The 24,098-nt window shown below is 37.7% G+C and carries 30 protein-coding genes, 2 pseudogenes and 1 other annotated feature; of the genes and pseudogenes, 31 read left to right on the top strand and 1 reads right to left on the bottom strand.

Annotation, left to right across the window (positions count from 1 at the left end; all coding sequences use genetic code 11):
- The first annotated feature begins 23 nt into the window (after window positions 1-23).
- The 31 genes and pseudogenes from dhaM (at window position 24) to AC6R0T_RS10785 (ending at window position 23,096) form a co-directional block, all read left to right on the top strand.
- On the top strand, window positions 24-419 hold the full coding sequence (gene dhaM, locus AC6R0T_RS10935; protein WP_016173756.1) for a dihydroxyacetone kinase phosphoryl donor subunit DhaM: 396 nt from the start codon (window positions 24-26) through the stop codon (window positions 417-419).
- Between the two features lie 4 nt (window positions 420-423).
- Window positions 424-726: pseudogene (locus AC6R0T_RS10930) on the top strand (dihydroxyacetone kinase subunit DhaK); the annotation flags it as partial.
- A gap of 92 nt (window positions 727-818) precedes the next feature.
- Complete coding sequence (locus AC6R0T_RS10925) at window positions 819-1,778, top strand: IS30-like element IS1062 family transposase (protein WP_526159369.1); 960 nt, start codon at window positions 819-821, stop codon at window positions 1,776-1,778.
- A 10-nt stretch (window positions 1,779-1,788) separates the two neighbouring features.
- Window positions 1,789-2,472 (top strand): annotated as a pseudogene (locus tag AC6R0T_RS10920) (dihydroxyacetone kinase subunit DhaK); the annotation flags it as partial.
- 29 nt (window positions 2,473-2,501) lie between these two features.
- On the top strand, window positions 2,502-3,098 hold the full coding sequence (dhaL, locus tag AC6R0T_RS10915) for a dihydroxyacetone kinase subunit DhaL (RefSeq protein ID WP_230711277.1): 597 nt from the start codon (window positions 2,502-2,504) through the stop codon (window positions 3,096-3,098).
- A 39-nt stretch (window positions 3,099-3,137) separates the two neighbouring features.
- Complete coding sequence (locus tag AC6R0T_RS10910; protein ID WP_303753387.1) at window positions 3,138-4,304, top strand: iron-containing alcohol dehydrogenase; 1,167 nt, start codon at window positions 3,138-3,140, stop codon at window positions 4,302-4,304.
- Window positions 4,305-4,560: 256 nt separating this feature from the next.
- A complete protein-coding gene (locus AC6R0T_RS10905; protein ID WP_016173760.1) occupies window positions 4,561-4,770 on the top strand; it encodes a hypothetical protein in 210 nt (69 codons plus the stop codon).
- 229 nt (window positions 4,771-4,999) lie between these two features.
- Window positions 5,000-5,125: a sequence feature (ribosomal protein L20 leader region), on the top strand.
- A 25-nt stretch (window positions 5,126-5,150) separates the two neighbouring features.
- The gene (infC, locus tag AC6R0T_RS10900) at window positions 5,151-5,672 is read left to right on the top strand and encodes a translation initiation factor IF-3 (RefSeq protein WP_016173761.1); all 522 of its coding nucleotides are present in this window, start codon (window positions 5,151-5,153) and stop codon (window positions 5,670-5,672) included.
- Window positions 5,673-5,724: 52 nt separating this feature from the next.
- Window positions 5,725-5,925: a 50S ribosomal protein L35 gene (rpmI, locus tag AC6R0T_RS10895; protein ID WP_016173762.1), complete on the top strand. Its 201-nt coding sequence runs from the start codon at window positions 5,725-5,727 to the stop codon at window positions 5,923-5,925.
- Between the two features lie 62 nt (window positions 5,926-5,987).
- Window positions 5,988-6,347 carry a 50S ribosomal protein L20 gene (rplT, locus tag AC6R0T_RS10890; protein ID WP_173103647.1) on the top strand — a complete coding sequence of 120 codons (360 nt, stop codon included), beginning with the start codon at window positions 5,988-5,990 and terminating at the stop codon, window positions 6,345-6,347.
- A gap of 171 nt (window positions 6,348-6,518) precedes the next feature.
- On the top strand, window positions 6,519-7,376 hold the full coding sequence (locus tag AC6R0T_RS10885; protein ID WP_303753388.1) for a MerR family transcriptional regulator: 858 nt from the start codon (window positions 6,519-6,521) through the stop codon (window positions 7,374-7,376).
- A 597-nt stretch (window positions 7,377-7,973) separates the two neighbouring features.
- Window positions 7,974-8,258 (top strand): ethanolamine utilization microcompartment protein EutM, encoded by a 285-nt coding sequence (gene eutM / locus AC6R0T_RS10880; RefSeq protein ID WP_303753389.1) that lies wholly within the window; start codon window positions 7,974-7,976, stop codon window positions 8,256-8,258.
- Between the two features lie 12 nt (window positions 8,259-8,270).
- Window positions 8,271-9,281, top strand: coding sequence for a DMT family transporter (locus AC6R0T_RS10875; protein ID WP_303753390.1), 1,011 nt, complete (start codon window positions 8,271-8,273; stop codon window positions 9,279-9,281).
- Between the two features lies 1 nt (window position 9,282).
- Complete coding sequence (locus tag AC6R0T_RS10870) at window positions 9,283-9,567, top strand: hypothetical protein (protein ID WP_303753391.1); 285 nt, start codon at window positions 9,283-9,285, stop codon at window positions 9,565-9,567.
- A gap of 12 nt (window positions 9,568-9,579) precedes the next feature.
- Window positions 9,580-9,879: a BMC domain-containing protein gene (locus AC6R0T_RS10865; protein ID WP_303753392.1), complete on the top strand. Its 300-nt coding sequence runs from the start codon at window positions 9,580-9,582 to the stop codon at window positions 9,877-9,879.
- 11 nt (window positions 9,880-9,890) lie between these two features.
- Window positions 9,891-10,196 carry a BMC domain-containing protein gene (locus tag AC6R0T_RS10860; protein ID WP_303753393.1) on the top strand — a complete coding sequence of 102 codons (306 nt, stop codon included), beginning with the start codon at window positions 9,891-9,893 and terminating at the stop codon, window positions 10,194-10,196.
- 12 nt (window positions 10,197-10,208) lie between these two features.
- Window positions 10,209-11,645, top strand: a complete 1,437-nt coding sequence (locus tag AC6R0T_RS10855) for an aldehyde dehydrogenase family protein (protein WP_303753394.1) — start codon at window positions 10,209-10,211, stop codon at window positions 11,643-11,645.
- Between the two features lie 13 nt (window positions 11,646-11,658).
- Complete coding sequence (cutC, locus tag AC6R0T_RS10850; protein ID WP_303753395.1) at window positions 11,659-14,199, top strand: choline trimethylamine-lyase; 2,541 nt, start codon at window positions 11,659-11,661, stop codon at window positions 14,197-14,199.
- Between the two features lie 20 nt (window positions 14,200-14,219).
- Window positions 14,220-15,170 (top strand): choline TMA-lyase-activating enzyme, encoded by a 951-nt coding sequence (gene cutD, locus AC6R0T_RS10845; protein ID WP_303753396.1) that lies wholly within the window; start codon window positions 14,220-14,222, stop codon window positions 15,168-15,170.
- An 89-nt stretch (window positions 15,171-15,259) separates the two neighbouring features.
- Window positions 15,260-15,604 carry a BMC domain-containing protein gene (locus AC6R0T_RS10840; RefSeq protein ID WP_303753397.1) on the top strand — a complete coding sequence of 115 codons (345 nt, stop codon included), beginning with the start codon at window positions 15,260-15,262 and terminating at the stop codon, window positions 15,602-15,604.
- Complete coding sequence (locus AC6R0T_RS10835; RefSeq protein WP_303753398.1) at window positions 15,601-16,041, top strand: EutP/PduV family microcompartment system protein; 441 nt, start codon at window positions 15,601-15,603, stop codon at window positions 16,039-16,041. Before AC6R0T_RS10840 ends, AC6R0T_RS10835 begins: the two co-directional genes overlap by 4 nt.
- Window positions 16,034-17,173, top strand: a complete 1,140-nt coding sequence (locus AC6R0T_RS10830) for a 1-propanol dehydrogenase PduQ (protein WP_303753399.1) — start codon at window positions 16,034-16,036, stop codon at window positions 17,171-17,173. Before AC6R0T_RS10835 ends, AC6R0T_RS10830 begins: the two co-directional genes overlap by 8 nt.
- The gene (locus tag AC6R0T_RS10825; RefSeq protein ID WP_303753400.1) at window positions 17,173-17,745 is read left to right on the top strand and encodes a hypothetical protein; all 573 of its coding nucleotides are present in this window, start codon (window positions 17,173-17,175) and stop codon (window positions 17,743-17,745) included. Before AC6R0T_RS10830 ends, AC6R0T_RS10825 begins: the two co-directional genes overlap by 1 nt.
- Before the next feature lie 22 nt (window positions 17,746-17,767).
- The gene (gene eutJ / locus AC6R0T_RS10820) at window positions 17,768-18,604 is read left to right on the top strand and encodes an ethanolamine utilization protein EutJ (RefSeq protein ID WP_303753433.1); all 837 of its coding nucleotides are present in this window, start codon (window positions 17,768-17,770) and stop codon (window positions 18,602-18,604) included.
- Window positions 18,605-18,707: 103 nt separating this feature from the next.
- Entirely contained in the window at window positions 18,708-19,007 is a 300-nt protein-coding gene (locus tag AC6R0T_RS10815) for a BMC domain-containing protein (protein WP_303753401.1), read from the top strand.
- Window positions 19,001-19,264 carry a EutN/CcmL family microcompartment protein gene (locus AC6R0T_RS10810; RefSeq protein WP_303753402.1) on the top strand — a complete coding sequence of 88 codons (264 nt, stop codon included), beginning with the start codon at window positions 19,001-19,003 and terminating at the stop codon, window positions 19,262-19,264. The genes AC6R0T_RS10815 and AC6R0T_RS10810 overlap by 7 nt, the downstream gene beginning before the upstream one ends.
- A gap of 15 nt (window positions 19,265-19,279) precedes the next feature.
- Entirely contained in the window at window positions 19,280-19,882 is a 603-nt protein-coding gene (locus AC6R0T_RS10805; RefSeq protein ID WP_303753403.1) for a EutQ-related cupin domain-containing protein, read from the top strand.
- Between the two features lie 40 nt (window positions 19,883-19,922).
- A complete protein-coding gene (locus tag AC6R0T_RS10800) occupies window positions 19,923-20,516 on the top strand; it encodes a BMC domain-containing protein (protein ID WP_303753404.1) in 594 nt (197 codons plus the stop codon).
- 57 nt (window positions 20,517-20,573) lie between these two features.
- The gene (locus AC6R0T_RS10795) at window positions 20,574-22,118 is read left to right on the top strand and encodes an acetaldehyde dehydrogenase (acetylating) (RefSeq protein ID WP_303753405.1); all 1,545 of its coding nucleotides are present in this window, start codon (window positions 20,574-20,576) and stop codon (window positions 22,116-22,118) included.
- Window positions 22,119-22,160: 42 nt separating this feature from the next.
- On the top strand, window positions 22,161-22,796 hold the full coding sequence (gene pduL / locus AC6R0T_RS10790; RefSeq protein WP_303753406.1) for a phosphate propanoyltransferase: 636 nt from the start codon (window positions 22,161-22,163) through the stop codon (window positions 22,794-22,796).
- Between the two features lie 18 nt (window positions 22,797-22,814).
- A complete protein-coding gene (locus tag AC6R0T_RS10785; RefSeq protein WP_303753407.1) occupies window positions 22,815-23,096 on the top strand; it encodes a BMC domain-containing protein in 282 nt (93 codons plus the stop codon).
- A gap of 153 nt (window positions 23,097-23,249) precedes the next feature.
- On the opposite strand, the gene AC6R0T_RS10780 is transcribed toward AC6R0T_RS10785, so the two are convergent.
- On the bottom strand, window positions 23,250-23,855 hold the full coding sequence (locus tag AC6R0T_RS10780) for a DUF1054 domain-containing protein (protein WP_303753408.1): 606 nt from the start codon (window positions 23,853-23,855) through the stop codon (window positions 23,250-23,252).
- Window positions 23,856-24,098 lie beyond the last annotated feature (243 nt).

Here is a 24,098-nt window from a genome sequence, read left to right as displayed (position 1 = left end):
ATTGACGAAGGAGTAGGTTATCCGTGAAAAAAAGTATCTTTTTAGTTTCCCATAGTAAAGAAATTACGGACGGTATTAAAGCTATGGTGGAACAAATGGCTCAAAAAGAAGAAGTAGCTATCTTTTCTTTAGGCGGCACAGCTGAAGGGCAATTGGGCAGTGATCCAACCAAAATTATGGCTGCCGTAGAAGCATCACAAGATGCCGCCGTCTACCTTGTTTTTGCCGATTTAGGCAGTGCGGTGTTAAGCGCTGAATTGGCCTTTGATTTGTTAGCTGAAAATGACCAGAAAAAATATCGCTTAGTGGACGCTCCTCTAGTTGAAGGTGCCTTTGCAGCTGCAATTACTGCCGGCATTACAGATGATGTTGAACAAATCATGACAGAAGCAAAACAAGCAGGCAAAAAAGGATGGTAAAAAGATGAAGAAGATTATTAATGAACCGGGTATGATTGTGGATGAAATGTTGCAAGGTTTAGTCAAAAGCTATCCTGAGTCAATTCACCAAGTGGCTGACTCGCGTGTTGTGGCAAAAAATGAAACCAAAAAACAAGTTGGTCTAGTATCTGGTGGTGGAAGTGGTCACGAGCCAGCCCATGCTGGCTTTGTAGGGGAAGGGATGTTAAGTGCGGCCGTTTTAGGAGATGTCTTTACTTCTCCAACCCCTGATCAAATTGAAATCGCTATAAATGAAGTAGATTACGGCGCAGGTGTTTTATTAATCGCCGATTGTAAAATTAAGCTAGACAAATAAAAAAGTCATTTGTGCTACACTCAAGATAGTTCCCGCAAAAGAATTATAAGGAGTGAAGACAAATGACCTATACCCATCTTACATCAAATGAACTTGCAATGATAGAGGCGTATTATAATAATCATCAATCTGTAGCCAAAACCGCAGTACTATTGAATAGATCTAGACAAACGATTCATAAAGTTTACCAATTTTTCAAAACAGGGCACAATGCTCTAGATTATTTCAATCAATACAAGAAGAATAAAACTCGCTGTGGCAGACGTCCTATTGTCTTATCAGATGAACAAACAGAATATATTCAAAAGAGGGTTGTTCAAGGTTGGACACCTGATGTGATTGTTGGCCGTGCAGAGTTTTCTATTTCTTGTTCTATGCGTACACTTTATCGTATGTTTAAACAAGGCGTATTTGAAGTGACTCACCTACCTATGAAAGGAAAACGTAAAGCCAACGGACACAAAGAAACTCGGGGAAAACAATCTTTTCGTCGATCACTTCGTGACAGAGGAAAAGATTATTCTAAATTCAATCAAGAATTTGGCCACCTTGAAGGGGATACTATTGTAGGTAAAAAGCACAAAAGTGCTGTTATTACCCTCGTTGAGCGATTATCTAAAGTAATCATCACTCTTCAGCCAGAAGGCAGACGAGCTATAGATATTGAAAATCGTTTGAACCAATGGATGCAATCTGTACCTAAGTATCTATTCAAATCAATGACTTTTGATTGTGGAAAGGAATTTTCAAATTGGAAATCAATCAGTAATATCAATGATATTGATATCTATTTTGCAGATCCTGGTACACCATCACAAAGAGGTTTAAATGAAAACTCTAATGGTTTATTACGTAAAGATGGTTTACCAAAGCAAATGGACTTCAACGAAGTTGATGAATCTTTTATCCAATCTATTGCATCGAAAAGAAATAATATCCCTCGAAAATCATTAAACTATAAAACACCAATAGAAGTATTCTTGAGTCACATATGCAAAGAGGAATTGTCTAACTTAATTTGACAATTAATAAATTGTAAAAAATTACACCGGCGATATTTTAAATTTTGAAATGGCGAAGGATATGGCAGCATTAAATGAAATTCCAGTGGAGATGGTCGTAGTTGATGATGATGTCGCAGTTGAAAATAGTACGTATACAGCCGGAAAACGTGGCGTAGCAGGAACTATTTTAGTGCACAAAATTTTGGGTGATGCAGCCAGAAATGGTCTAAGTTTAAGCGAATTAAAAACGCTGGGGGAAAAAGTTGTCGCTGAAATTAAAACCATTGGGGTGGCCTTAGCTGCGGCAACCGTACCGGAAGTTGGAAAACCTGGCTTTACTTTAGCAGAAGATGAAATTGAATTTGGTGTTGGTATCCATGGTGAACCCGGCTACCGTCGGGAAAAGATGCAGTCTTCAAAAGAGATGGCCCAAGAATTAGTTGGTAAAATTTTGGCACAATATGAACAAAAACCTGTTGAAGTTGGGGTGTTGGTGAATGGTATGGGCGCAACACCGCTAATGGAACAATTTGTCTTCATGAATGATGTCTTAAATGAATTAAGCAGTCAAGGTATTGCAGTTACTTTTCACAAAGTGGGCAATTATATGACTTCCATTGACATGGAAGGACTTTCTTTAACCTTGATTAATTTGAGTGAGAAAACTTGGTTAAGTGCGCTAAACAGTCAAGTAGACACAATTTCTTGGTAAAAGTTGGCAAAGAAAGGACAAAAAAGACAATGGAAATAACCGTAAAAGAATTGCAAGCATGGTTGGCAGATTTTGCAGCTGAAATAAAAGCCAAAAAAGATTATTTAAGTGAGCTAGACACCCCGATTGGTGATGGGGATCATGGAAATAATATGGCTCGCGGAATGAAGGCCTATGAAGAAAGTTTGGCACAACAAAAACCTGCGACAATTAGTGATACCTTTAAAGTATTGGCAATGGCCTTAATTTCAAAAGTTGGGGGCGCTTCTGGTCCCCTCTATGGCTCAGCTTTTATGAATTTAACCAAAGAAACGAAAAATATTACAGAAATCACCAGTCAGGCCCAATTAGGAAATTTAATGGCACAAGGCTTAAATGGTATTCAATTACGGGGAAAAGCTGAAGTTGGCGATAAAACGATGGTCGATGTCTGGTCGCCAGTGGTAGCCGCGTTAAAAGAAGAAAATTTAACGGTTGAAAAAATTACAGCAGCTAAAGAAGCAACAAAAGATCTAGTGGCCAAAAAAGGCAGAGCTTCTTATTTAGGCGAGCGGGCAGTAGGCCATATCGATCCTGGAGCAGCCTCAAGTGCCTTGTTATTTACCACTCTTTTAACATATTTTTAAAAGCGTAACGAATAAATAGCATTTTAAGAAGGGAAAAAAATGAAAACAAATTTTGATTTTATGATGCCCAGTGTCAATTTTTTTGGTCCAGGAGTAATTAAAAAAATTGGCGAACGAGCAAAAATATTAAATATGAAAAAAGTCTTAATTGTGACAGATAGTTTTTTGCGTCAAATGGAAAATGGTCCGGTCAAACAAACAGAAGCAAGTTTATCTGATGCTGGTGTGGCTTATGCAATTTTTGATGAAGTAGAACCGAATCCCAAAATTCGCAATGTGAAGGCTGGGGCAGCATTGTATCAATCTGAAAACTGCGATGCCATTATAACCGTGGGCGGTGGCTCTGCTCATGATTGTGGCAAAGGGATTGGAATTGTTTTGACCAATGGTACTGACGTGACAAAATTGGCAGGAATTGAAACGCTAGATAAACCATTACCTCCGCTAATGGCAGTTAACACGACGGCAGGTACTGCTTCTGAAATTACCCGGCACACAGTCTTGACAAATGAAGCGACACATTTGAAATTTGTAGTAGTTTCATGGCGTAATGTACCGCTAGTTTCCTTTAATGATCCATTACTAATGCTAGATGTTCCAACAAAATTAACCGCTGCAACTGGCATGGACGCATTGTGTCATTGTGTGGAGGCTTACGTTTCAGAAAATCGCAATCCGATTACAGACGCGCAAGCAATTCAAGGAATGAAGTTAATTGGGCAATATTTACGACGTGCAGTGGCAAATGGTCACGATTTAGAGGCACGTACCAATATGGCCTATGCTTCGTTACTTGCGGGTATGGCATTTAACAACGCTGATTTAGGGTATGTTCACGCAATGGCGCATCAATTAGGTGGTCAATACGATGCGCCTCATGGTGTTTGTTGTGCTGTATTAATGCCTACTGTTGAACGTTGGAATATGATCGCTAGTCCAGAACGCTTTGCAGATATTGCTGTTTTTTTAGGTGAAAATATTGCAGGCTTGTCAAAAATGGCAGCTGCTGAGCGGGGAATTGCAGCATTAGAACGTATTTCAGAAGATGTCGGCATTCCTGCAAATATTAAATCCATAGGCGCAAATCCGGCTGACTTTTCTTTAATGGCAGAAAATGCTTTGAAAGATGGGAATGCTTTTTCAAATCCCCGTAAAGGGATAAAAGCCGATATCGTTTCACTGTTTGAAGCAGCCTATAATGCTTAACTAAAGGGATAACAGGTGGTATTAAAACCGTCTAAAATAATAGCACCTTTTTTTATTTAACTACTCCTACGCGTCGTTTGTTGACAAAAAGTGTCAACAAAAAGAGCTGTGACAATTGTTGTCACAGCTTTTTTGTTCGCTTAAAAAGTTTAGTGAAATATAAGAAATGTGACCACTAAGCGGACTATTTTAGTTTTAGTGCTAAAAATGATACGCTTACATTGAAGGAAAATTAAATAGTAGAGGAGTGGTGAAAATGGAGGAGAAAGAAAAACAATTAGCAGACTTGGCTAAAGAAGCAAAAAAAGATAAGACAATGGAAAAAATCGACGAAATGGAAAAAGAATTGCAACTGGATGATGACAATGAAGAAAAAGATGAAAAAGAAAGCAAAGGCCTTGAAAAGGTGTTAGAAGAGACCCCGTTACCTGGCGCCAATTTTCGTGGCCCCAACCAGACCTTTTAGGCAATTAAAAGTATAGGTGTAAAATCGTAAAAGATAATACAGCCTCAAATAAAAGCCAGTTTCTTGAAATGAAGTACTTCTAAAAAGTTAGATTTTTAATCTGACTTTTGGAATTGCTGCAAAAGAAAATGGCTTTTTTTTGCTTGGTAACAGAAATTTATAAAAAAGTTAGTCAAGTTTCTTTCTTGTTGACAAAGAATTTTGGATATAGTATATTATACGAGTTGAGAAATGAAAGCAGAAGCACCCGCTTCTCGCCTTAGTGAAGATATTGCTGGGCAGAATAGTTAGATCGCTTGTTTACAAGCTGATTTTGCGCGCGGGTTCGAATTCGAACTCGTTTTTTTATTGCTTTCTCTCTTCAAAAAACTTGGAGGTGAATGACCATAGCAAAGGATATGATGGTAAACGACGGCATTCGTGCACGTGAGTTGCGTTTGATCGACCAAAACGGTGAACAATTAGGTGTTAAAACTAAAGCAGAAGCATTGAGTATTGCAGAACAAGCCAATCTTGATGTCGTTTTAGTAGCTCCCGGTGCGAAACCACCAGTAGCGCGGATCATGGATTACGGGAAATATCGTTTTGAACAACAGAAAAAAGATCGTGAAGCTCGTAAGAAACAAAAAGTGATCAACATTAAAGAAGTTCGTCTAAGTCCGACAATTGATGTCAATGATTTCAATACAAAACTGCGTAATGCACGTAAGTTCCTAGAAAAAGGAGACAAAGTGAAAGCTTCGATCCGTTTTAGAGGTCGTGCCATTACCCACAAAGAAATTGGTCAGAAAGTCCTTGATCGCTTAGCTGAAGAAGTTGCGGATATCGCAGTTGTTGAGCAAAAAGCGAAGATGGACGGACGCAGCATGTTTCTAGTGGTTGCACCAAAACCTGAGAAATAAGCGTCAGTCAGTCAAAGTTCATGAAGAATTGATTTTGAGGAGGAAATTAGTTATGCCAAAACAAAAAACACACCGCGGTTTAGCAAAACGCGTAAAACGTACCGGTAAAGGCGGATTAAAACGATTCCGCGCGTTTACAAGCCACCGTTTCCACGGCAAAACAAAAAAACAACGCCGTCAATTGCGTAAAGCAAGCATGGTGTCAGCTGGCGATTACAAACGTATCCGTCAACAATTAGCTCGTATGAAATAAGCTAATTGAACCCTTGCTTTACCATTTCAAAAATTCGAGATTTATTTTAGGAGGAATTAAACATGGCACGTGTTAAAGGTGGAACAGTAACTCGTAAACGTCGTAAAAAAGTGCTTAAATTAGCTAAAGGTTACTACGGTTCCAAACATACTTTATTTAAAACAGCAAAAGAACAAGTAATGAATTCATACAACTACGCATACCGCGATCGTCGTCAGAAAAAACGCGACTTCCGCAAATTGTGGATCGCACGTATCAACGCAGCGGCTCGTATGAACAACTTGAGCTACTCAAAATTAATGCATGGCTTGAAATTGGCTGAAATCGACATCAACCGCAAAATGTTGGCTGATCTTGCAGTCAACGACGCAGCAGCTTTCACTGCACTAGCTGACCAAGCGAAAGACGCATTGGCTAAATAATTATATTTAACTACTGCAAATCCCTCACGAAATTCGTGAGGGATTTTTTTACGATTTACTAAGTACTTTAATTCACAAATAATCCATATCTGTTATAAATCAGAGATTAAATAGTCTTGACAACTATAACAGTTGGTCTCATACTTTAACTAGTTGAGTAGGAGGAAGAGTATGGTGACAAGAGTAAAAGTTGATACAAAGAAACTACATAGTATTGGTGAAGCAGCAGAAATTTGTAATGTTTCAAGGAAAACATTGCGTTTTTATGAAGAGTTAGGATTACTTGTACCAGATTATATTAGCCCTAAAAATGGCTATCGCTATTATAGTGATGACACCGTTATGCTGATTCCTGTTTTGAAATACTACAAACAGATGGGGTTTCATTTGCAAGAAATGACAGGAGTATCAAATAATTCAGACTATTTTTTCCATCAACGCAACTTTCTTACTAAACTGGAGGTATTAAAGCAAGAAGAAGAACGTATTCAAAATTGTCATGAATCCGTTTCTGATTGGGTCGGGCTATTGAATGAAGGCACAATCGCGATGGAAAATAATATGAATAATATTAGTCTTAAATATATTGATCGTGATTATTATTTTTTTTTAGAACAAGATTTTGAATACGATTACAAAAAATCGATTATCAATATTGAGTGGACGAATTATTTAGGTGCTTCTGATAGTGAAATTACTGGGCCGGTTATTTTGTCTTTTGACGATTATCGTGCCAAAGCCGACGGGCGAATGAAACGAGCGACGGTGGTACAAAAACCTGTCCGAAATAGTAAGTTTCTCTTGCCGAGGCAAGATTTTGGAGGGCAAATGTTTGTCTGTATGTATCATTTAGGAAATCAGAAATTGATTGCAGGTAAATATGCGCTCATAGAAGAGTGGGCAAATAGACATCATTATCAACTTGGACCAAGTTGCTATGAACGATATGTTATTGATTATTGGTCGACGCAAGATACGAATAAATTTGTAACGGAGATTATGCTTCCTGTCCAAAAAATAACCACATAAAAGAAAGAGGAATAGCGGTAATACACCACTAAATACGTTAAACATCTAACGTATTTAGTGGTGTATTTTTTTGTTTTTAAATAAGTATTTTGACTGAAAAGAATATGAAAAAAAATGAAATAATCCAAAACATTAATCTAAAGGACAATCTTTTGTATAATAATAAATCTGCTACTAGAATGTTGTTATATCAACTTTTACTAAATGGTTATTAAAAATGTAACCGACTTTTTCATTTTCAAGTTGCATGAAAAGATGACTTATCTCCGAATCTAGCTTTTTCATCTATTTTTTGTTGTTTTTTTTTTTATCTTTCTGTAATAATTAGAAAAATAAAAACTTGTTTTTGAAAAAAGTTATTTTAAAATAGCAAATGGCTTTATAACAAAGATAAATCGAAATAAAGTGATTGATCAAGGAGTGTATTCTCGATTAAATTTAGGTAATTGAGAATATAATCTGTATCAATGGAAAAAGATTGTGTTGTAAAGCACAATCTTTTTTTTATTTCCTATTGACTTACACCATTAGGGAACGCTCTAAATTAAAAATGCATAAAAAATATAAACGCAAAAAGCGTGTATTGGAGGAACTGTTATGAAATACGATGCATTAGGAATGGTAGAAACCAAAGGATTAGTCGGATCAATTGAAGCAGCAGATGCGATGGTCAAAGCAGCTAATGTTTCCTTAATTGGGAAAGAATTAGTCGGCGGCGGGATTGTTACAGTCATGGTTCGTGGCGATGTAGGTGCCGTCAAAGCAGCAACAGATGCCGGAGCGGCAGCAGCACAAAGAGTAGGGGAATTATTATCAGTTCATGTTATTCCACGTCCTCATAGTGAAGTTGAATCTGTTCTTCCACGTACGTCAAATGAATAAGGGGAATAAAATATGAACAGTGAAAAAAGTGTGATGCAAACGCAGGTTTCAGCTGAAACAAAAATGAAAGCAGTTGGGAAAAAATTTAGAGTTGCAGGTATAAGTAATGGACTCGTTTCTGGTCTAACTTACGGCGTATATTCAACGCTTGTTATGGTAGCAAGTGGTTTTGATCCATTAGTTAGTGCAGCTGGATTTTTAGCAGCACCGTTTGTTTGTTCGGGTTTAAATGATTTATTTGCTGGTATTTGGTTGCTGATTTATAACGCAAAACAAGGTCGCTTAAAAGAATTACTACGAACTTTGAAAACAAAGCCAGGGAAAATGCTTGTCATTGGCTTTTTACTAGGTGGTCCAGTTGCCAATGGCGCTTATTTAATTGGCTTAGCGATGGCTGGTGCTTATGCAATCCCAATTTCGGCAACATGTAGCCTTTTTGGAGCATTATTTGCTTGGGTCTTCTTAAAACAACGGCCAACAAAACGAGTTGTCTTAGGAATGGTCATGTGTGTGTTTGGAGCTATTATTATTAACTGGGTAAAACCTGAAGGATCACCAAACTTTACTATGGGAATTATTTGTGCCTTAATTGCCGCAGTTGCTTGGGGCTTAGAAGGTGTCTTCTCTAGTTTTGGTGGTGCCATGATTGATACAGATGTTGCAGTGAACTTAAGAGAATTAGTTTCTGGTTTAGTTGTTTTAGTATTAATTTTACCACTAGTTGGTGGCTTGAATTTATTAGGTGGAACATTATCTGCAGGGGTTCCAGCCCTTTGGCTAATCTTATCTGGTCTAAGTGCTGCCGTATCTTTTGTTTGCTGGTATAAAGCAAATTCAATGGTTGGTTGTGCAATTGGTATGTCGCTAAATGTAACATATGCTTTCTGGGGTGTTTTATTCTGTGTCCTATTTTTAGGTCAAACCTTAACACCAACGATTGTGCTTGGATCAGTTGTTATTGTAATGGGAGCTATCGTAGTAACGATGAATCCTTTAGACTTATTTAGAAAAGGGGCGGCATAAAATGTTACTACCTAGCAGAATGGCTGTTTTAAATCATATGTTTGATACGGAAGAAGTAGATGTAAATCAAGTTATGTCAGCTCTAGAAAAAGATTATGGTAATGAAAAACAGTTCAACGAAAAAATGTATTTAGATCATTTGTTAGCATTAGAAGCTAACGGGTTAGTCGAGATGGCTAGTTATGATTTAGATGTGAATAGTGAATTGGTAATGCGTTATGTAATCACAGAAGATGGGCGACACGCAGTACGCAAGTATGTGGATGCCTCATACCGTAAAAGATAAGGAGACTTTCAGATGAGATATATGGGAGAAGAGGCACTGGGATTAGTAGAAACGGTGGGATTAGTTCCAGCTTTAAAAGCTTGTGACGAGATGCTAAAAGCAGCGAATGTCGAATTAGTCTCTTATGAAAATATCGGTTCAACTTTAGTCACCATTATGATTAAAGGTGATGTTGCAGCTGTTGAAGCCTCAGTTGTAGCTGGAGCAAAAGTCGCGGCTGAAATTGGTAAATTAACAGCACAAAATGTCATGCCTCGACCAATAAGAGCTGTTGGCGACATTGTATCTGTTCATGACATTGATCAACAATAAGAGGTGAAAAGATGAAAAGATATGAAGCAATTGGCGCAATTGAAACATTTGGTTTAGTTTTTGTTTTGGAAGCAGCAGATTCGATGTGTAAAGCAGCAGATGTTGAATTAGTCGGTTATGAAAACGTCGCGTCAGGTTATATTTCCGTTATTGTTCGAGGCGATGTGGCGGCTTGTAAGGCTGCTGTGGAAACGGGTATTGCAGCTGTAACAGCAATAGGAGCAGAAGTTTATAGTTCAGTTGTAATTGCAAGCCCGCACCTTGATTTGGGTAAAATTATTGATCGTTATTCATTAGAAAAATTATTACCAGCGTAAGGAGTGGAGAACATGCAGTTTGTGGATGATGATTTAAAATCAATCCAAGAAGCACGTGTCCTGGTTGAATCTGCTCGTGATGCACAAATCTTATTAAAAGAATATGATCAAAAAACAATTGATTGCATAATTAAACAAATAATTAAGAATATTGAAATGGTATTGCCTGAATTAGTGTCTTTTGAAGTAGCTACAACAGGAAAGGGGAACCAGGAAGATAAACTATTCCTGTGGCAAAATTTTTTATACCAGTTTACATCTTCACTAGAAGAAAAAGTAATTGGTATATTAGACTGTGAAAATAGTCATGTCCAAAAGATTGGTGTTCCATTAGGTGTAGTTGCTGCTATTTTACCGGAAGAAAATATCATTTTAAATGCAATTTTTTCAATGATTAGTGCTTTAAAAGCTGGTAATGCTGTAATTTTAATTCCACAAGGGAAATCTGCGAAGGTTGTTGCAAAGCTATTTCAACTTATTCAAAAAGATAACGTGGGATTACCGAAGTCAAGTTACTGCTTTATGGAAAATACAGCACCTGAAGGAATTCGAGCAATCATCGAGCAAGAGTCGATTTCATTAGTAATCAACAGTGCCGCGCCAAAATATTTTGACTGGAAAAATAGACCCAAAGCCACAATATATGGTGCGAGTGGTTCGACGCCTGTTTTTATTGAAAGAACAGCAAATATGTATGAAGCTTGTGAATCGATAATTAACAGTCGTTCTTTTGATAATGGTCTACTCCCATCAGCAGAACAATTTGTCATTGCTGAGAGTGTTGTAGCAAAAGAAGTGAAAACGCTGATGATTCAAGCGGGGGCTCATTTTATGACTGCTACTGAAGAAAAACAGCTTTTGAAAGTATTATTTATTGGCAGCAAGGTTAATCCTCAAGTGATTGGTAAAGACGCGGGAACAATCGCAGCATTAGCTGGTTTTTCAGTTGTGGCTAAAACAAAAGTTCTCGTATCCGAGCAGCCGTATATTTTTGATGAAAATCCTTTTGCAAGCGCTTTAAAATGTCCGGTTTTAACTTTCTATTTAGAATCTGACTGGATCCATGCTTGTGACAAGTGTATCCAGTTACTAAAGGAAAAAGGCAACGGACATACTTTAGCTATTCATTCTAATGATCAACGTGTCATTAATGAATTTGCCTTAAAAAAACCTGTTGGACGCATGTTAGTAAATACTGGTGCCAGTTTAGCCGGAATCGGCTTGGATGCAACGCTACCATTGTCAATGATTTTAGGTGGAATGACCACCGGCAGAGGTTATGTAGCCAAAAATGTCACCGCAAAAGATATGAGCTATGTTCGCGAAATTGGCTATGACAATAAAAAGGCGAAACTTGTCATACCAAGTGAAAAAAAGAGCAGTAAAGGTGTTGCGGAGGATGAACAAATGTTGTTAGAAAAGTTATTACAAAAAATAATCGAGCAATAAGTGAGGGGTATAAATGGATATCAAAGAGTTTTCAGCTAAGCTAGCTGAAGCAACCAAAGAGTTAAGTTCAGAAGAGAGACAAGCTTTAGTGAAAATGTTTGCTTCTGTATCTGATGAAGTTAAAAATGATGAAGTTGTTACCGAAACCCTAGTTTCAGAAGAAGGAACAAGTATTCCAAACGGGATTACCAAACGTTTACAAGCGTTAAAAGATAATTATTTAGAGCAAGTGCCATCTATTACAACATATCGTGCGCGTGCTATCACTAAGATCGCTAAAGAAAATCCTGGGATGCCAAAGATTGTTCTTCGTGCCAAATGTTTTAGATATTGTTGTGAAACAGCGCCTCTAGTTATTCAAGATCATGAATTAATTGTCGGCGCTCCTAACGGAAAACCTCGTGCTGGCGCTTTCTCACCAGATATTGCGTGGCGTTGGATGGAAGATGAGCTTGAAACAATTGGTACACGTGCGCAAGATCCGTTTTATATTTCAGATGAAGATAAAAAAATCATGCGAGAAGAACTTTTCCCATTTTGGGCAGGCAAATCTGTTGATGAATATTGTGAAGATCAATATCGCGAAGCTGGCGTTTGGGAATTATCTGGCGAATCTTTTGTATCTGACTGTTCATACCATGCCTTAAATGGTGGTGGGGATTCTAATCCCGGGTACGATGTCATTTTAATGAAAAAAGGTATGATAGACATTCAAAATGAAGCTAAAGCGCATTTAGAAGAATTAGATTATGAAAATCCAGATGATATTGAAAAAATTTATTTTTACAAATCAATTATCGATACGACAGAAGGCGTCATGATCTATGCACGTCGTATGGCAGATTATGCGGCAGAATTGGCCGCAAAAGAAAGCAATCCAAGACGTAAAGCTGAACTTTTAAAAATTTCAGAAGTAAACCGCAAAGTACCAGCGCATAAACCTGAAACTTTTTGGGAAGCGATTCAAGCTGTATGGACAATTGAATCCTTACTTGTAGTGGAAGAAAACCAAACAGGTATGTCTATTGGACGTGTGGATCAATATATGTACGAATACTTCCAAGCTGATTTGGATGAAGGTCGGATGAATGAATTTCAAGCGTTTGAATTAGCAGGCTGTATGTTAATTAAAATGTCTGAAATGATGTGGATTACGAGTGAAGGTGGTTCAAAATTCTTCGCTGGTTATCAACCATTTGTAAATATGTGTGTTGGTGGTGTGACACGTCAAGGACGAGACGCTACAAATGAGCTAACTTATCTATTAATGGATGCTGTCCGTCATGTCAAAGTGTATCAACCATCATTGGCATGTCGTATTCATAATCATTCACCACGGGAATACTTAAAAAAAATAGTTGATGTTGTACGAGCAGGGATGGGATTTCCAGCGTGCCACTTTGATGATACCCATATCAAAATGATGTTAGCTAAAGGTGTTTCGATTGAAGATGCGCGTGACTACTGTTTGATGGGGTGTGTGGAACCGCAAAAATCTGGTCGTCTTTATCAATGGACATCAACTGCCTATACACAATGGCCAATCTGTATTGAACTTGTTTTAAATCATGGTGTTCCATTGTGGTATGGAAAAAAAGTATGCCCTGACATGGGAGATCTTTCACGTTTTAGTACATTTGAAGAGTTTGAAAGTGCTGTTAAAGAGGAAATTAAATATATTACGAAATGGACAGATGTGGCAACCGTTATTTCACAACGTGTTCATCGTGATTTAGCACCGAAACCATTAATGTCAATTATGTATGAAGGGTGTATGGAAAAAGGAAAAGACGTTTCTGCTGGAGGCGCGATGTACAACTTTGGACCTGGTGTTGTGTGGTCAGGTTTAGCAACTTATGCCGATTCAATGGCAGCAATTAAAAAATTAGTCTTTGAAGATAAGAAATATACTTTACATGAATTAAATGAAGGATTGAAATCAGACTTTGCTGGCTATGAACGCCTACGAACAGATTGCTTAAATGCACCTAAATATGGAAATGACGACGATTATGCTGATTTGATTGCGGCTGACTTGATTAACTTTACAGAAGCAGAACATCGTAAATACAAAACATTATATTCTGTTTTGAGTCATGGTACATTGTCAATTTCAAATAACACACCGTTTGGTCAAATGACAGGGGCTTCTGCGAACGGTCGTAAAGCATGGACACCTTTGTCAGACGGTATTAGTCCAACACAAGGCGCAGACTTTAAAGGTCCAACTGCCATTATCAAATCAATTTCAAAAATGTCAAATGACAGCATGAATATTGGGATGGTTCATAACTTTAAAATTATGTCTGGTCTGTTAGATACACCAGAAGGTGAAGAAAGTCTAATTACCTTATTAAAAACAGCGTGTCATTTAGGTAATGGCGAAATGCAATTCAATTATCTAGATAATAATACGTTAATTGAAGCTCAAAAACATCCTGAACAATACCGCGACTTAATTGTCCGTGTGGCAGGGTACAGTGCATTCTTTGTCGAATTATGTAAGGATGTTCAAGATGAAATCATTAGTCGTACAATGTTGACTAAATTTTAAAGAACTGGAGTTTGAAATAGATGGTTAATGTGAAAGAGGAACGGATAGAACGGCAAGCCATGATTTTCAACGTACAAAAATACAGCCTATATGACGGACCCGGAATCAGAACTATCGTCTTTTTCAAAGGCTGCCCATTGCGCTGCCAATGGTGTGCCAATCCAGAAGGTATTAATCGTAAATTTGAAGTAATGTACAAAGAAAGTGTTTGTACGGATTGCGGCGCCTGTGCGGATGTTTGTCCATTAGGTATTCATTACATTGATGAAAATGGCAAGCATCAAGTGCGTCGCGATATTTCTTGTAATGGTTGTCAAAAATGTATCGAAGTTTGTCCCATGAAAGCATTGAATATTACTGGCGCGATTAAAACTATATCAGAATTAATGGAAGTCATTCATGAAGATGATGCTTTTTATGAAATGTCCGGTGGAGGTGTAACGTTTAGTGGCGGAGAGTGTACGGCGCAGCCTGAAGCTGCACTGGCATTATTGAAAGCTTGTAAAGCAGATGGGCTCAATACAGCGATTGAAACGTGTGGTCATAGTCGCATGAAAAAACTACTGGAAATGGCCGATTATGTTGATTTATTTTTATATGATATGAAGCATATGGATCCCGTACGACATAATGAGCTGACAGGTATTAGCAACGAAAAAATATTAGAAAATTTACAAGAGTTGTTATTGCGAGGTTATAAAGTTCAAATTAGAATGCCAATGTTAAAAATGATTAATGATAGCCACGAAGAAATTAAACAAATTATTGATTTTTTACTACCTTATAAAGACTTACCCAATTTTAAAGGAATTGATTTATTACCTTACCATAAATTAGGTGTGAATAAGTATGGACAGTTAGGCATGACGTATCCTGTCTCAGGTGATCCGAGTTTAGCAGAAGCTGATTTGGATCGAATCGAAGGCTGGATTGCAGAATATGATTTTCCAGTTCGAGTAGTTAGACATTAAAGATAAAAGCTACGCACGAACCAATCAAGATTTTTTTGCTTACAAAATCTGAATTGGTTAACTGAAACAGCATTTTGGGAGGAAATGGCATGTCGCAAAGTATAGCGCAACGCGTAATTGAAGAATCGGTCCCCGGAAAACAGATTACATTGGCTCATGTCATTGCAGCACCTGTTATCGACGTCTATCAATCATTAGGAATTGAAGAAAGTGGTGCCATTGGAATCTTGACAGTCTCCCCATTTGAAACAGCCATGATTGCTGCAGATACAGCAGTCAAAGTAGCGGATGTAGAAATTGGTTTTTTAGATCGATTTACGGGTTCAGTTGTTATTACAGGAGATGTAGAAAGTGTCGAGACAAGTTTAAAAGAGGTGATTCGTGTCTTTGAAACTATTTTGCATTTCAATATTGTCGATGTGACGAGAACATGAGAACACTTTTAATTGGTCCAAAAAATAGTGGGAAAATGACAGTTGCTAGTTTGATTGAAGGCAGTGAAAAGCCATTAAAAAAAGTTGCAAACATTGTCTATTACAAAAAAACGATTATTGTACCAGATAGTTATTTGGAAAGTCCGTGGATGCATAAACATCTGATTGCATTGCAACAATCTGCGTTTTGTGGCATTTTTTTACAGCCATTAGGAGCTAAAAAACGTAGTTATCCTCCGAATTTTGCCAAGGTATTTCGCATTCCAATTCATGGAGTCCTAACCTATCAAAAGCAATACACGAAAAGTAATTTAGAAAACGCGTCACAGCAACTTTTTGATTGTGGTATAAATCAAATTGATTTGCTCTTTGATTTAACAAAAGATAACTATGACCAAATAGAAAAATTAATAGGAAGGGGGGAAGAAGATGAATAGCTTTAAAATGGCAACGAAAGTATATTCTGGCAAGCAGGCCATTTCCTGTTTAAAAGATTTCCATTGTAAACGAGCCTTAATAATTAGCGATCCTTTTATGGTAACCAGTGGTATGGTGGACAACGTAACTGAAATCTTGAATGAGGCCAGTGTACCGTATGAAATTTTTTCAGAGATCGTTCCAGATCCTACAATTGAAGTTGTGACTAAAGGTGTAGCTTGTACAGCACAGTTTCAACCCGATCTTATGATTGCTTTAGGTGGTGGCTCAGCCCTGGATACAGCAAAAGTAGTCAGACAAATTTATCAACAAGTTGAAATTGATAACGCGGTGCAATTGGTATGTATTCCAACTACAAGTGGTACAGGAAGTGAAGTGACAAGCTTTGCGGTCATTTCTGATCCAAGTGTGAATGGCAAATATGCTTTAGTCGATGAGGATATGATTCCAAATGTCGCAATTTTAGATCCGATTTTTACCTTGACAGTACCAAGCAATATTACGGCAGATACAGGGATAGATGTTTTAACACATACACTAGAAGCTTATGTTTCAACAGATGCCACTGACTTTACTGACGCTTGTGCAGAAAAAGCGATGCGGATTATCTGGCAAAATCTAGCACATATCGTAGAAAATGGTGAAGACGAGGTTGCGCGAGAAAAGGTTCATAATGCCTCTTGCTTGGCAGGGATGGCTTTTAGCGAAGCATCTTTAGGGATCTGTCATAGTTTAGCTCATGCGCTAGGTGGTAGATTTCATATTCCACATGGCCGAGCCAATGCGATTTTACTACCACATGTTATATCTTTTAATGCTGGGTTGGAAACAAGTTGTGATACAAAAGCATTAATAAAATATGCTGAAGCAGCTAATTTGTTAGGTCTGCAAGCGATGACACCACGGACAACAGTCAATTTGTTAATAGCAGGCATTCAAAAAATGACGCACAAAATGAGCATTCCGAAATTTGTAACGGGGTTAGGGATAGATGAAGCGGAATTTAAAGCAGCAATTCCAACAATGGTAGAAGCTGCCTTAAAAGATAAATGCACGCTAACCAATCCACGACCGGTCAAAGCAGCCGATTTAGCAGAAATTTATGCCAGAATGTGTCGAGGTGTTTATTGATGCGTTATATTACTGAGCAAGAACTACAAGTACGTTTTCGTGAAGAAAAAATACAAAAATTTAACCTAATGGAAAACGAAAGATTAACTCCAGGTGCAAGACAATTTTTAGGCGATCATCAAATTGCAATTATTGAGTGTGAAGGAACTTTTCCAAACAATCAATCCGAGACAATAGCTTTACTCGCAGTCTCTGAAAGTAAACGAGAAACTTTATTTCCCTTACTAGAATTAGAATTATGGGAAGCCGCTTTAAAAGCAGCCGAAATTAGTCGAGCGTATAAAGAAAAGATACTTTTTCTTGTTCAACTGGTGAAAGCCATTCAGACAGATGATTTTACTGGGCTTCAACTAGATGCTAAAACAGCACCACAAAATGAAGTGGAAATTGAAATCATGACAATCAAAGAAGAACTCATTTTTCAACCCAACGGGAAAATAATTATCAAACTACAACGAGCAAGTGTTTATGCAACAGCCTTGCAAAGTTGTGTGTCAAAAGAACAAAAGATTGCTTTAGCACAAATCATTTTATTCTTAAGACAAGAAATTTATCAATTGGAACAAGACTAAAAGTCGGAGGTTTGCGTTTGTGATGACGATAACGGATATTGATGTGTGTGACAAGATTGTGGCAAATTTTGAAACTGTAATAAAAACACCAAAGAAAAATACGAGCTCGATTTATTATACCGGAGTGGATCTTGGCACAGCGTGCATCGTTTTGGCTGTTATGGATGAAAATTATCAACCAGTAGCGGGCGCTTATCGTTATGCAGATGTTGTACGTGATGGCATGGTAGTCGATTATATTGGTGCTATTACGATTGTCAAAGAGTTAAAGGCAGAATTGGAAGTGAAATTAGAAACAGAATTAATCTATGCTGCTGCTGCCATTCCACCAGGAACAGATGAATTAGACAGTGGTGCAATTAAAAATGTTGTACAAGGTGCAGGATTTTATCTAACCAATATCTTAGATGAACCAACGGCTGCAAATCAAGTTTTACAAATTCAAAACGGAGCGGTCGTTGATATTGGTGGTGGAACAACCGGAATTTCAATCATTAAAAATGGTGAAGTAGTCAAAATTGGTGATGAAGCAACGGGTGGAACACATTTAACATTAGTGACCGCCGGTGCTTATGGCATATCAGTGCCCGAAGCCGAAAAATATAAACGTAATCAGAAAAATCATGCAGAACTTATTGCCGTTTTAAAACCGGTTGTTGAAAAAATAGCTACAATTATTTCATCACAAATTGAGGGCTATGCAATTGATGGCTTATATTTAGTCGGTGGGACAGCTTGTTTAACGGGCATTGAATCAATCATCGAAGAAAAAACTAAAATTGTAACGTACAAGCCGTTCAATCCAATGTTTGTTACACCATTAGGTATTGCGTTAAGTTGTACAGATAAAATTTTGTAGTCAGTAATCAATTTGGCAATAAGCTAAAAGCCTTAAAAACTTCTATTTATTCTTTTATCGTATTGCTGGATTATAGTCTGACTGAAAATAGGAGGCACAGAAAATGGATTGTCGAATTATTAAATCGCCAGGTGAAGGAACACTAGCCATTTTGAACCGCCGGAAAGGTTCGGGTCCAAAATCAGCTTTGGACACACCAGATGCGGTTGGACTTGTTCAAGGAAAACTAATCGAAATGGTTTGTGCAGCTGATATTGCAGAAAAAGCAGTGGGTGTAACGGTAGAAGATATTCGTGGTAGTTGTCCACAAAATATGATCATGCTTGCGATATTTGGTGACACAGCTTCAGTTGAATCTGCGATTGAAGAAATCAAACGTAAAGAAAAGGAACGAAAATGGTAACGGCAAAGTTAGTCGATAACATCTGGGCAACGAGAAAATCAGAACAGTTAAATGGGTTGAAACTGATGATTGCTGAAGTTATCGGAGGGTCACGGGATGGTGAACAGATGATTGTCTGTGACGTCATTGGTGCGGGGATTGGAGATCGCGTAATCATTACTTGTGGAAGTGCTGCAAGACGAATGTTAGAAGATGATGCGATTCCAGTTGATGCTGCTGTCGTTGGCATTATCGATGAAAGTTGTGAATCTGTTTAGGAAGGATCAGAAGTAATGAAAAAATTGATTTGTGCTGAAGATGTTACCAAAGCACATAAAAATTCTGAAAGTTTATGTGTAAATAAAGACACGATTATTACGCCGGCGGCAAAAGATTTAATTGAAAATCTTCAAGTACCGTTAAGTGAAGTTTGCGAACAAGCTTTAGCTGCTGAATTGCCACAAAATTTAACGCAAGATACTTTAGTACAGTTACTAAAAATGATTTTAGCAAATGAAAATCCAACATTTTTAGCTGAAAACCATCGCAACGGCTTGAAAGTTGTTAAAGGTAGCAGTGTGAAAATGGACGTTTTTGATACGGGTAACCCTACTGACAAGGTCTTTTATCAAGAATTGGTTAGTAAAGATGAAGCGAAATTGAGTGCAGGATTTTTGGAAATTGATCATTCTCAATTTGATTGGGAATTAACTTATGAAGAAATTGATTACGTTATTAGTGGAACTCTAGAAATTACGATTGAAGGTAAAAAATATACAGCTCATGCAGGAGATGTTGTTTTTGTACCGAAGGGAAGTAAAGTAATGTGGGGTTCACCTGATAAAGTAAAATTATTTTATGCAACTTATCCAGCAAATTGGCCAGATTTAATTTGAAAAATTCATACTTAAAGCTAAGGTAACGAAGGAGTAAAAGATGAAAGCACTAGGATTAGTTGAAACCAATGGATTGTTAGCAGCAATTGAAGCAAGCGATGTGATGTTAAAAACCGCTGAAGTAACCTTGATACAAAAGGAAGCAATTGGCGGTGGCATTGTAACGGTTATGGTTAGTGGTGATGTTTCAGCTGTTAAAACAGCTGTGGATGCAGCGGCGATTGCAGTTCAGCGCCTTGATGATGGTTTGTTTATCACAAAACATGTGATTGCAAGACCAGATGAAAGCTTAAGCTTGTTAGATGTGATCACTGAAAAAAGTGAATTATTAAAAGAAGAACCAATAGATCAAGTAGACAACGTCACGAAAAATTCGGTTGAAAGTCTCGTAAACCACGAAACGATAAAAAAAGAACCAATAAAAATTAAAGAGGTCTCCAATCATCCTTCCAAAATTGTGGATGAAGAAATAACAAAATCTTTCACAACAATGAAGGCGGTGGATTTACGCAAACTTGCTAAAAAACAAGTCGAATTTTCAATGAACAAAAAAGAAATCCAACAAGCTAATAAGGAACAATTGATTGCCGCATTAACTGGTCATTTTAAAGAAAATAAAACGAATTCGAAGTAACAGCGTTTTACTTCATATGTGATAGCTATCAATCGTAATACTAAAGGAGTCATCATAATGAATAAGTTTGATAAAGATTTATGTTCTGTACAAGAAGCTCGTGACTTAGCACGAGCAGGACATAAAGCAGCACAGGAATTTGCAACGTTTACACAAGAACAAGTCGATGCCATTTTAGAAAATATGAAGGAAGCGGCAGAAAAATTTTCTGTTTGTCTTGCCAAAGCAGCTGTAGATGAAACAGGATTTGGTAAAGTCGCTGATAAAACGTATAAAAACCATGCAGCAAGCACGCTTTTATACGAAGAAATAAAAGATGAAAAAACAGTCGGTATTATTCATGAAGATAAAGTTAAAAAAACACTAGACGTTGCAGAACCAGTCGGATTAGTTTTGGGAATTATTCCTTCAACAAATCCAACTTCAACTGTTATTTTCAAAGCCATGGTAGCTTTGAAAGCGCGAAATGCAATTGTTTTTGCCCCCCATCCAGCTGCAACAGATTGTACAAAAAAAGCTGCGGATATGATGGGTCGTGCTGCTGAAGCGGCGGGTGCTCCAAAAGGCATTATCGGTTGCGTGAGCACACCGACAATGGAGGCAACAAACGAATTGATGCATGCTAAAGAAGTGAGCTTGATTATTGCGACAGGTGGTCCTGGCATGGTGAAGGCAGCTTATAGCTCTGGCAAACCTGCTATTGGAGTAGGAGCAGGAAATTCACCAGCGTATATTGAAAATAGCGCGGATGTAAAACATGCTGTTTCTCAAATTATTGCGAGTAAAACATTTGATAATGGAACGATTTGTGCTTCTGAACAATCTATTATTTGTGAAGAAAGTAATGAAGCGGCTGTCGTGGAAGAGCTAAAAGCACAAGGTGGCTATTTCATGACCGAAGAAGAAACGAAAAAAGTTTGCGGTCTGCTCTTTAAAGGTGGCAGTTATGCGATGAATGCTAAATTTGTTGGGCGTTCACCCCAAATGATTGCTGAAGCAGCCGGATTTTGTATCCCGCATACAACAACTGTTTTAATTGGTCGTCAGACAGGTGTGGGGCAAGGAAACCCTTTGTCTTATGAAAAATTGACAACTGTCTTAGCTTTTTATACTGTCAAAGATTGGGAAGAAGCTTGCCGATTAAGTATTGAACTCTTACAAAATGGTATTGGACATACCATGAGTATTCACACAAATAATCGTGACATTGTCTTAAAATTTGCGACCAAGCCTGCTTCTCGTATTTTAGTTAATACGGGTGGCAGTCAAGGGGGAACAGGGATTAGTACTGGCTTACCAATTTCCTTTACGTTAGGTTGTGGAACATTTGGTGGCAGCTCTGTTTCAGAAAACTTGAGTCCCAAACATTTGTTAAATATCAAAAAGGTTGCATATGGATTAAAAGATGTTACAACATTGTTTGCAGAAGATAATAGTTTTTCTCATCCAGAATTAGAGGAGCCGATCGATTCGACGGCGACTTTACAAAATAGTACGCAAACAACAAGCACTCCAGTTGAAAAAGACGTTGATTTTTCATCAGATGAATTAACGGAATTAGCTGAAGTTGTTCGAAAAGTTTTATCTAGAATGAATAGCTAGTTTTTTGTGAAAACAAGAAAATGAGGAATTAGAGGAGTTAAAATGGAAGACTATGAAGTGATTTTGGATGCTATTATGGCACATTTAAATCCCCGAGAAACAGTCGCAAAAAATGAAATCCCTGTTGGAATTTCTAATCGTCATATTCACTTGAGCCAACAAGCAGTTGATAAATTATTTGGCTGTAATTATGAACTGACAAGGCTAAAAGATTTATCTCAGCCTGGCCAATATGCGTGCAAGGAATGTGTCACAATTTGTGGCCCTAAAGGTGTGATTGAAAAAGTTCGTATTTTAGGCCCAGTCAGAACACAAACACAAGTTGAGATTTTACAAAGTGATACCTTTAAGCTAGGCGTTAAAGGTGAATTACGCTTGTCGGGGGATTTAGTAGGTACACCGGGTATAACGTTAGTTGGTCCTAATGGATCATTTGAGCTTCAAGCAGGTGTCATTGTTTCAAAACGTCATATTCACATGTTACCAGAAGATGCAACTCGTTTTGGTGTACGCGATGGGGAAACTGTCTCGATTGAATTTAGTGGTCAACGAGGTGGTACTTTAAACAATGTTGTAATTCGCGCAACCGCGAATTCAGGCTTAGAGTGTCATATTGATACGGAAGAAGCCAATGCTCTTGGTGTTGTACCAGGAACAAAAATAGAAATTAGAAAATAATTTAGGAGGAATACAAAAATGAAGTCAGATGCATTAGGAATGATCGAAACAAAAGGATTAATTGGTTCAATTGAGGCAGCAGACGCAATGGTGAAGGCAGCTAATGTTACTTTAGTAGGAAAAGAACATGTTGGTGGCGGTATTGTGACTGTCTTAGTTCGTGGTGATGTTGGTGCGGTTAAAGCGGCAACTGATGCCGGTGCTGCAGCAGCTCAACGAGTAGGAGAATTATTATCAGTTCACGTAATTCCACGCCCACATGCTGAGGTAGAGTCGATTTTACCAACTACTAACGCATAACGTAATAAATTATGGAAGAATGTGCATAGTAGTCATGCGCTAATCCATGAGAATTAGCTTTCGAGCTAGTGCTTAGACCTATCTTTATATTAACGATAACTTAGTTAACTACTGCAAATCCCTCACGAATTTCGTGAGGGATTTTTTTACGATTTACACGTCCTGAAGTAAGGCGTATAAAGGTAGTAGCTCTTTGTAAGTTTCTTCAATATATTTTGCGGCTTTAGCAGGATGATGCCATAATTCATCTTTATTTTTAATAATTCGTCCAATTTGGAATTCAGCTTTTTTAACGGTGCTCAGTCGCAGTAAGGCATGTTCTAAATTTTCTTGCGTTAATGGGACTGTTTTTTCTTTGGTATGATCCAAACTCATAACGGTATCTGCTGGTAGCCTATCAAATATAGCGGTGTTTTTTAACAGTATAGCTGCCATTTCTTTTTGTCTTTTTGGTTGATTGATAATGGAGAGCCACATGAAAACATATTCTGGCCAAATACCGATTTGAAAGTGAGCACTCATTTTGTAGCCGCGTTTACCTTCGCTCATAGCGGCCCAAGTATTTTCGGGCGGGTGAACAGTTCTACGGCGGTGTTGGGCAATATGCAGATAAAAAGGATGTTTAAAGTGTTGTGCTAGCATTTCGCAAGTTGGGTTACCAATTGCTGTAAAAACTGGCTGAATCTCGCTACGAATAGCAGCCATTCGTGCTTCTAGACCTGGTATAGTAAAAACGGTAAAGCTTTTTTCATTAAACATTTCATAACTCCCTTTAGTTAGTGTTAATTTAAAGATAGCATATTTTCTACGTCTGGTAACACAATTCTGCACTTGTAGTTTATGTTTGCAAAAGTTTGTTTGTTGTTTAAAAACGTTTGTATAAAGGCGATTGGATACCTGAAAATTGGGTTTATTCCCCTGGTATTGTTTATTTCTCTTTTATTTAAAAATATTTTTGAATGAAAGTGTTTACAATTTGTTTGAAGCATGATACATTAAATA

Source organism: Enterococcus sp. S86.2, assembly GCF_059834485.2.
The sequence above is the reverse complement of the archived record's forward strand: the minus strand, read 5'-3'. Positions and strand labels throughout refer to the sequence as shown.

Coding starts and splice junctions, on each gene's coding strand:
- AC6R0T_RS10925 (WP_526159369.1), top strand. CDS start 819: ATGACCTATACCCATCTTACATCAAATGAACTTGCAATGATAGAGGCG.
- dhaL (WP_230711277.1), top strand. CDS start 2,502: ATGGAAATAACCGTAAAAGAATTGCAAGCATGGTTGGCAGATTTTGCA.
- AC6R0T_RS10910 (WP_303753387.1), top strand. CDS start 3,138: ATGAAAACAAATTTTGATTTTATGATGCCCAGTGTCAATTTTTTTGGT.
- AC6R0T_RS10905 (WP_016173760.1), top strand. CDS start 4,561: ATGGAGGAGAAAGAAAAACAATTAGCAGACTTGGCTAAAGAAGCAAAA.
- infC (WP_016173761.1), top strand. CDS start 5,151: ATGACCATAGCAAAGGATATGATGGTAAACGACGGCATTCGTGCACGT.
- rpmI (WP_016173762.1), top strand. CDS start 5,725: ATGCCAAAACAAAAAACACACCGCGGTTTAGCAAAACGCGTAAAACGT.
- rplT (WP_173103647.1), top strand. CDS start 5,988: ATGGCACGTGTTAAAGGTGGAACAGTAACTCGTAAACGTCGTAAAAAA.
- AC6R0T_RS10885 (WP_303753388.1), top strand. CDS start 6,519: ATGGTGACAAGAGTAAAAGTTGATACAAAGAAACTACATAGTATTGGT.
- eutM (WP_303753389.1), top strand. CDS start 7,974: ATGAAATACGATGCATTAGGAATGGTAGAAACCAAAGGATTAGTCGGA.
- AC6R0T_RS10875 (WP_303753390.1), top strand. CDS start 8,271: ATGAACAGTGAAAAAAGTGTGATGCAAACGCAGGTTTCAGCTGAAACA.
- AC6R0T_RS10870 (WP_303753391.1), top strand. CDS start 9,283: ATGTTACTACCTAGCAGAATGGCTGTTTTAAATCATATGTTTGATACG.
- AC6R0T_RS10865 (WP_303753392.1), top strand. CDS start 9,580: ATGAGATATATGGGAGAAGAGGCACTGGGATTAGTAGAAACGGTGGGA.
- AC6R0T_RS10860 (WP_303753393.1), top strand. CDS start 9,891: ATGAAAAGATATGAAGCAATTGGCGCAATTGAAACATTTGGTTTAGTT.
- AC6R0T_RS10855 (WP_303753394.1), top strand. CDS start 10,209: ATGCAGTTTGTGGATGATGATTTAAAATCAATCCAAGAAGCACGTGTC.
- cutC (WP_303753395.1), top strand. CDS start 11,659: ATGGATATCAAAGAGTTTTCAGCTAAGCTAGCTGAAGCAACCAAAGAG.
- cutD (WP_303753396.1), top strand. CDS start 14,220: ATGGTTAATGTGAAAGAGGAACGGATAGAACGGCAAGCCATGATTTTC.
- AC6R0T_RS10840 (WP_303753397.1), top strand. CDS start 15,260: ATGTCGCAAAGTATAGCGCAACGCGTAATTGAAGAATCGGTCCCCGGA.
- AC6R0T_RS10835 (WP_303753398.1), top strand. CDS start 15,601: ATGAGAACACTTTTAATTGGTCCAAAAAATAGTGGGAAAATGACAGTT.
- AC6R0T_RS10830 (WP_303753399.1), top strand. CDS start 16,034: ATGAATAGCTTTAAAATGGCAACGAAAGTATATTCTGGCAAGCAGGCC.
- AC6R0T_RS10825 (WP_303753400.1), top strand. CDS start 17,173: ATGCGTTATATTACTGAGCAAGAACTACAAGTACGTTTTCGTGAAGAA.
- eutJ (WP_303753433.1), top strand. CDS start 17,768: ATGACGATAACGGATATTGATGTGTGTGACAAGATTGTGGCAAATTTT.
- AC6R0T_RS10815 (WP_303753401.1), top strand. CDS start 18,708: ATGGATTGTCGAATTATTAAATCGCCAGGTGAAGGAACACTAGCCATT.
- AC6R0T_RS10810 (WP_303753402.1), top strand. CDS start 19,001: ATGGTAACGGCAAAGTTAGTCGATAACATCTGGGCAACGAGAAAATCA.
- AC6R0T_RS10805 (WP_303753403.1), top strand. CDS start 19,280: ATGAAAAAATTGATTTGTGCTGAAGATGTTACCAAAGCACATAAAAAT.
- AC6R0T_RS10800 (WP_303753404.1), top strand. CDS start 19,923: ATGAAAGCACTAGGATTAGTTGAAACCAATGGATTGTTAGCAGCAATT.
- AC6R0T_RS10795 (WP_303753405.1), top strand. CDS start 20,574: ATGAATAAGTTTGATAAAGATTTATGTTCTGTACAAGAAGCTCGTGAC.
- pduL (WP_303753406.1), top strand. CDS start 22,161: ATGGAAGACTATGAAGTGATTTTGGATGCTATTATGGCACATTTAAAT.
- AC6R0T_RS10785 (WP_303753407.1), top strand. CDS start 22,815: ATGAAGTCAGATGCATTAGGAATGATCGAAACAAAAGGATTAATTGGT.
- AC6R0T_RS10780 (WP_303753408.1), bottom strand. CDS start 23,855: ATGTTTAATGAAAAAAGCTTTACCGTTTTTACTATACCAGGTCTAGAA.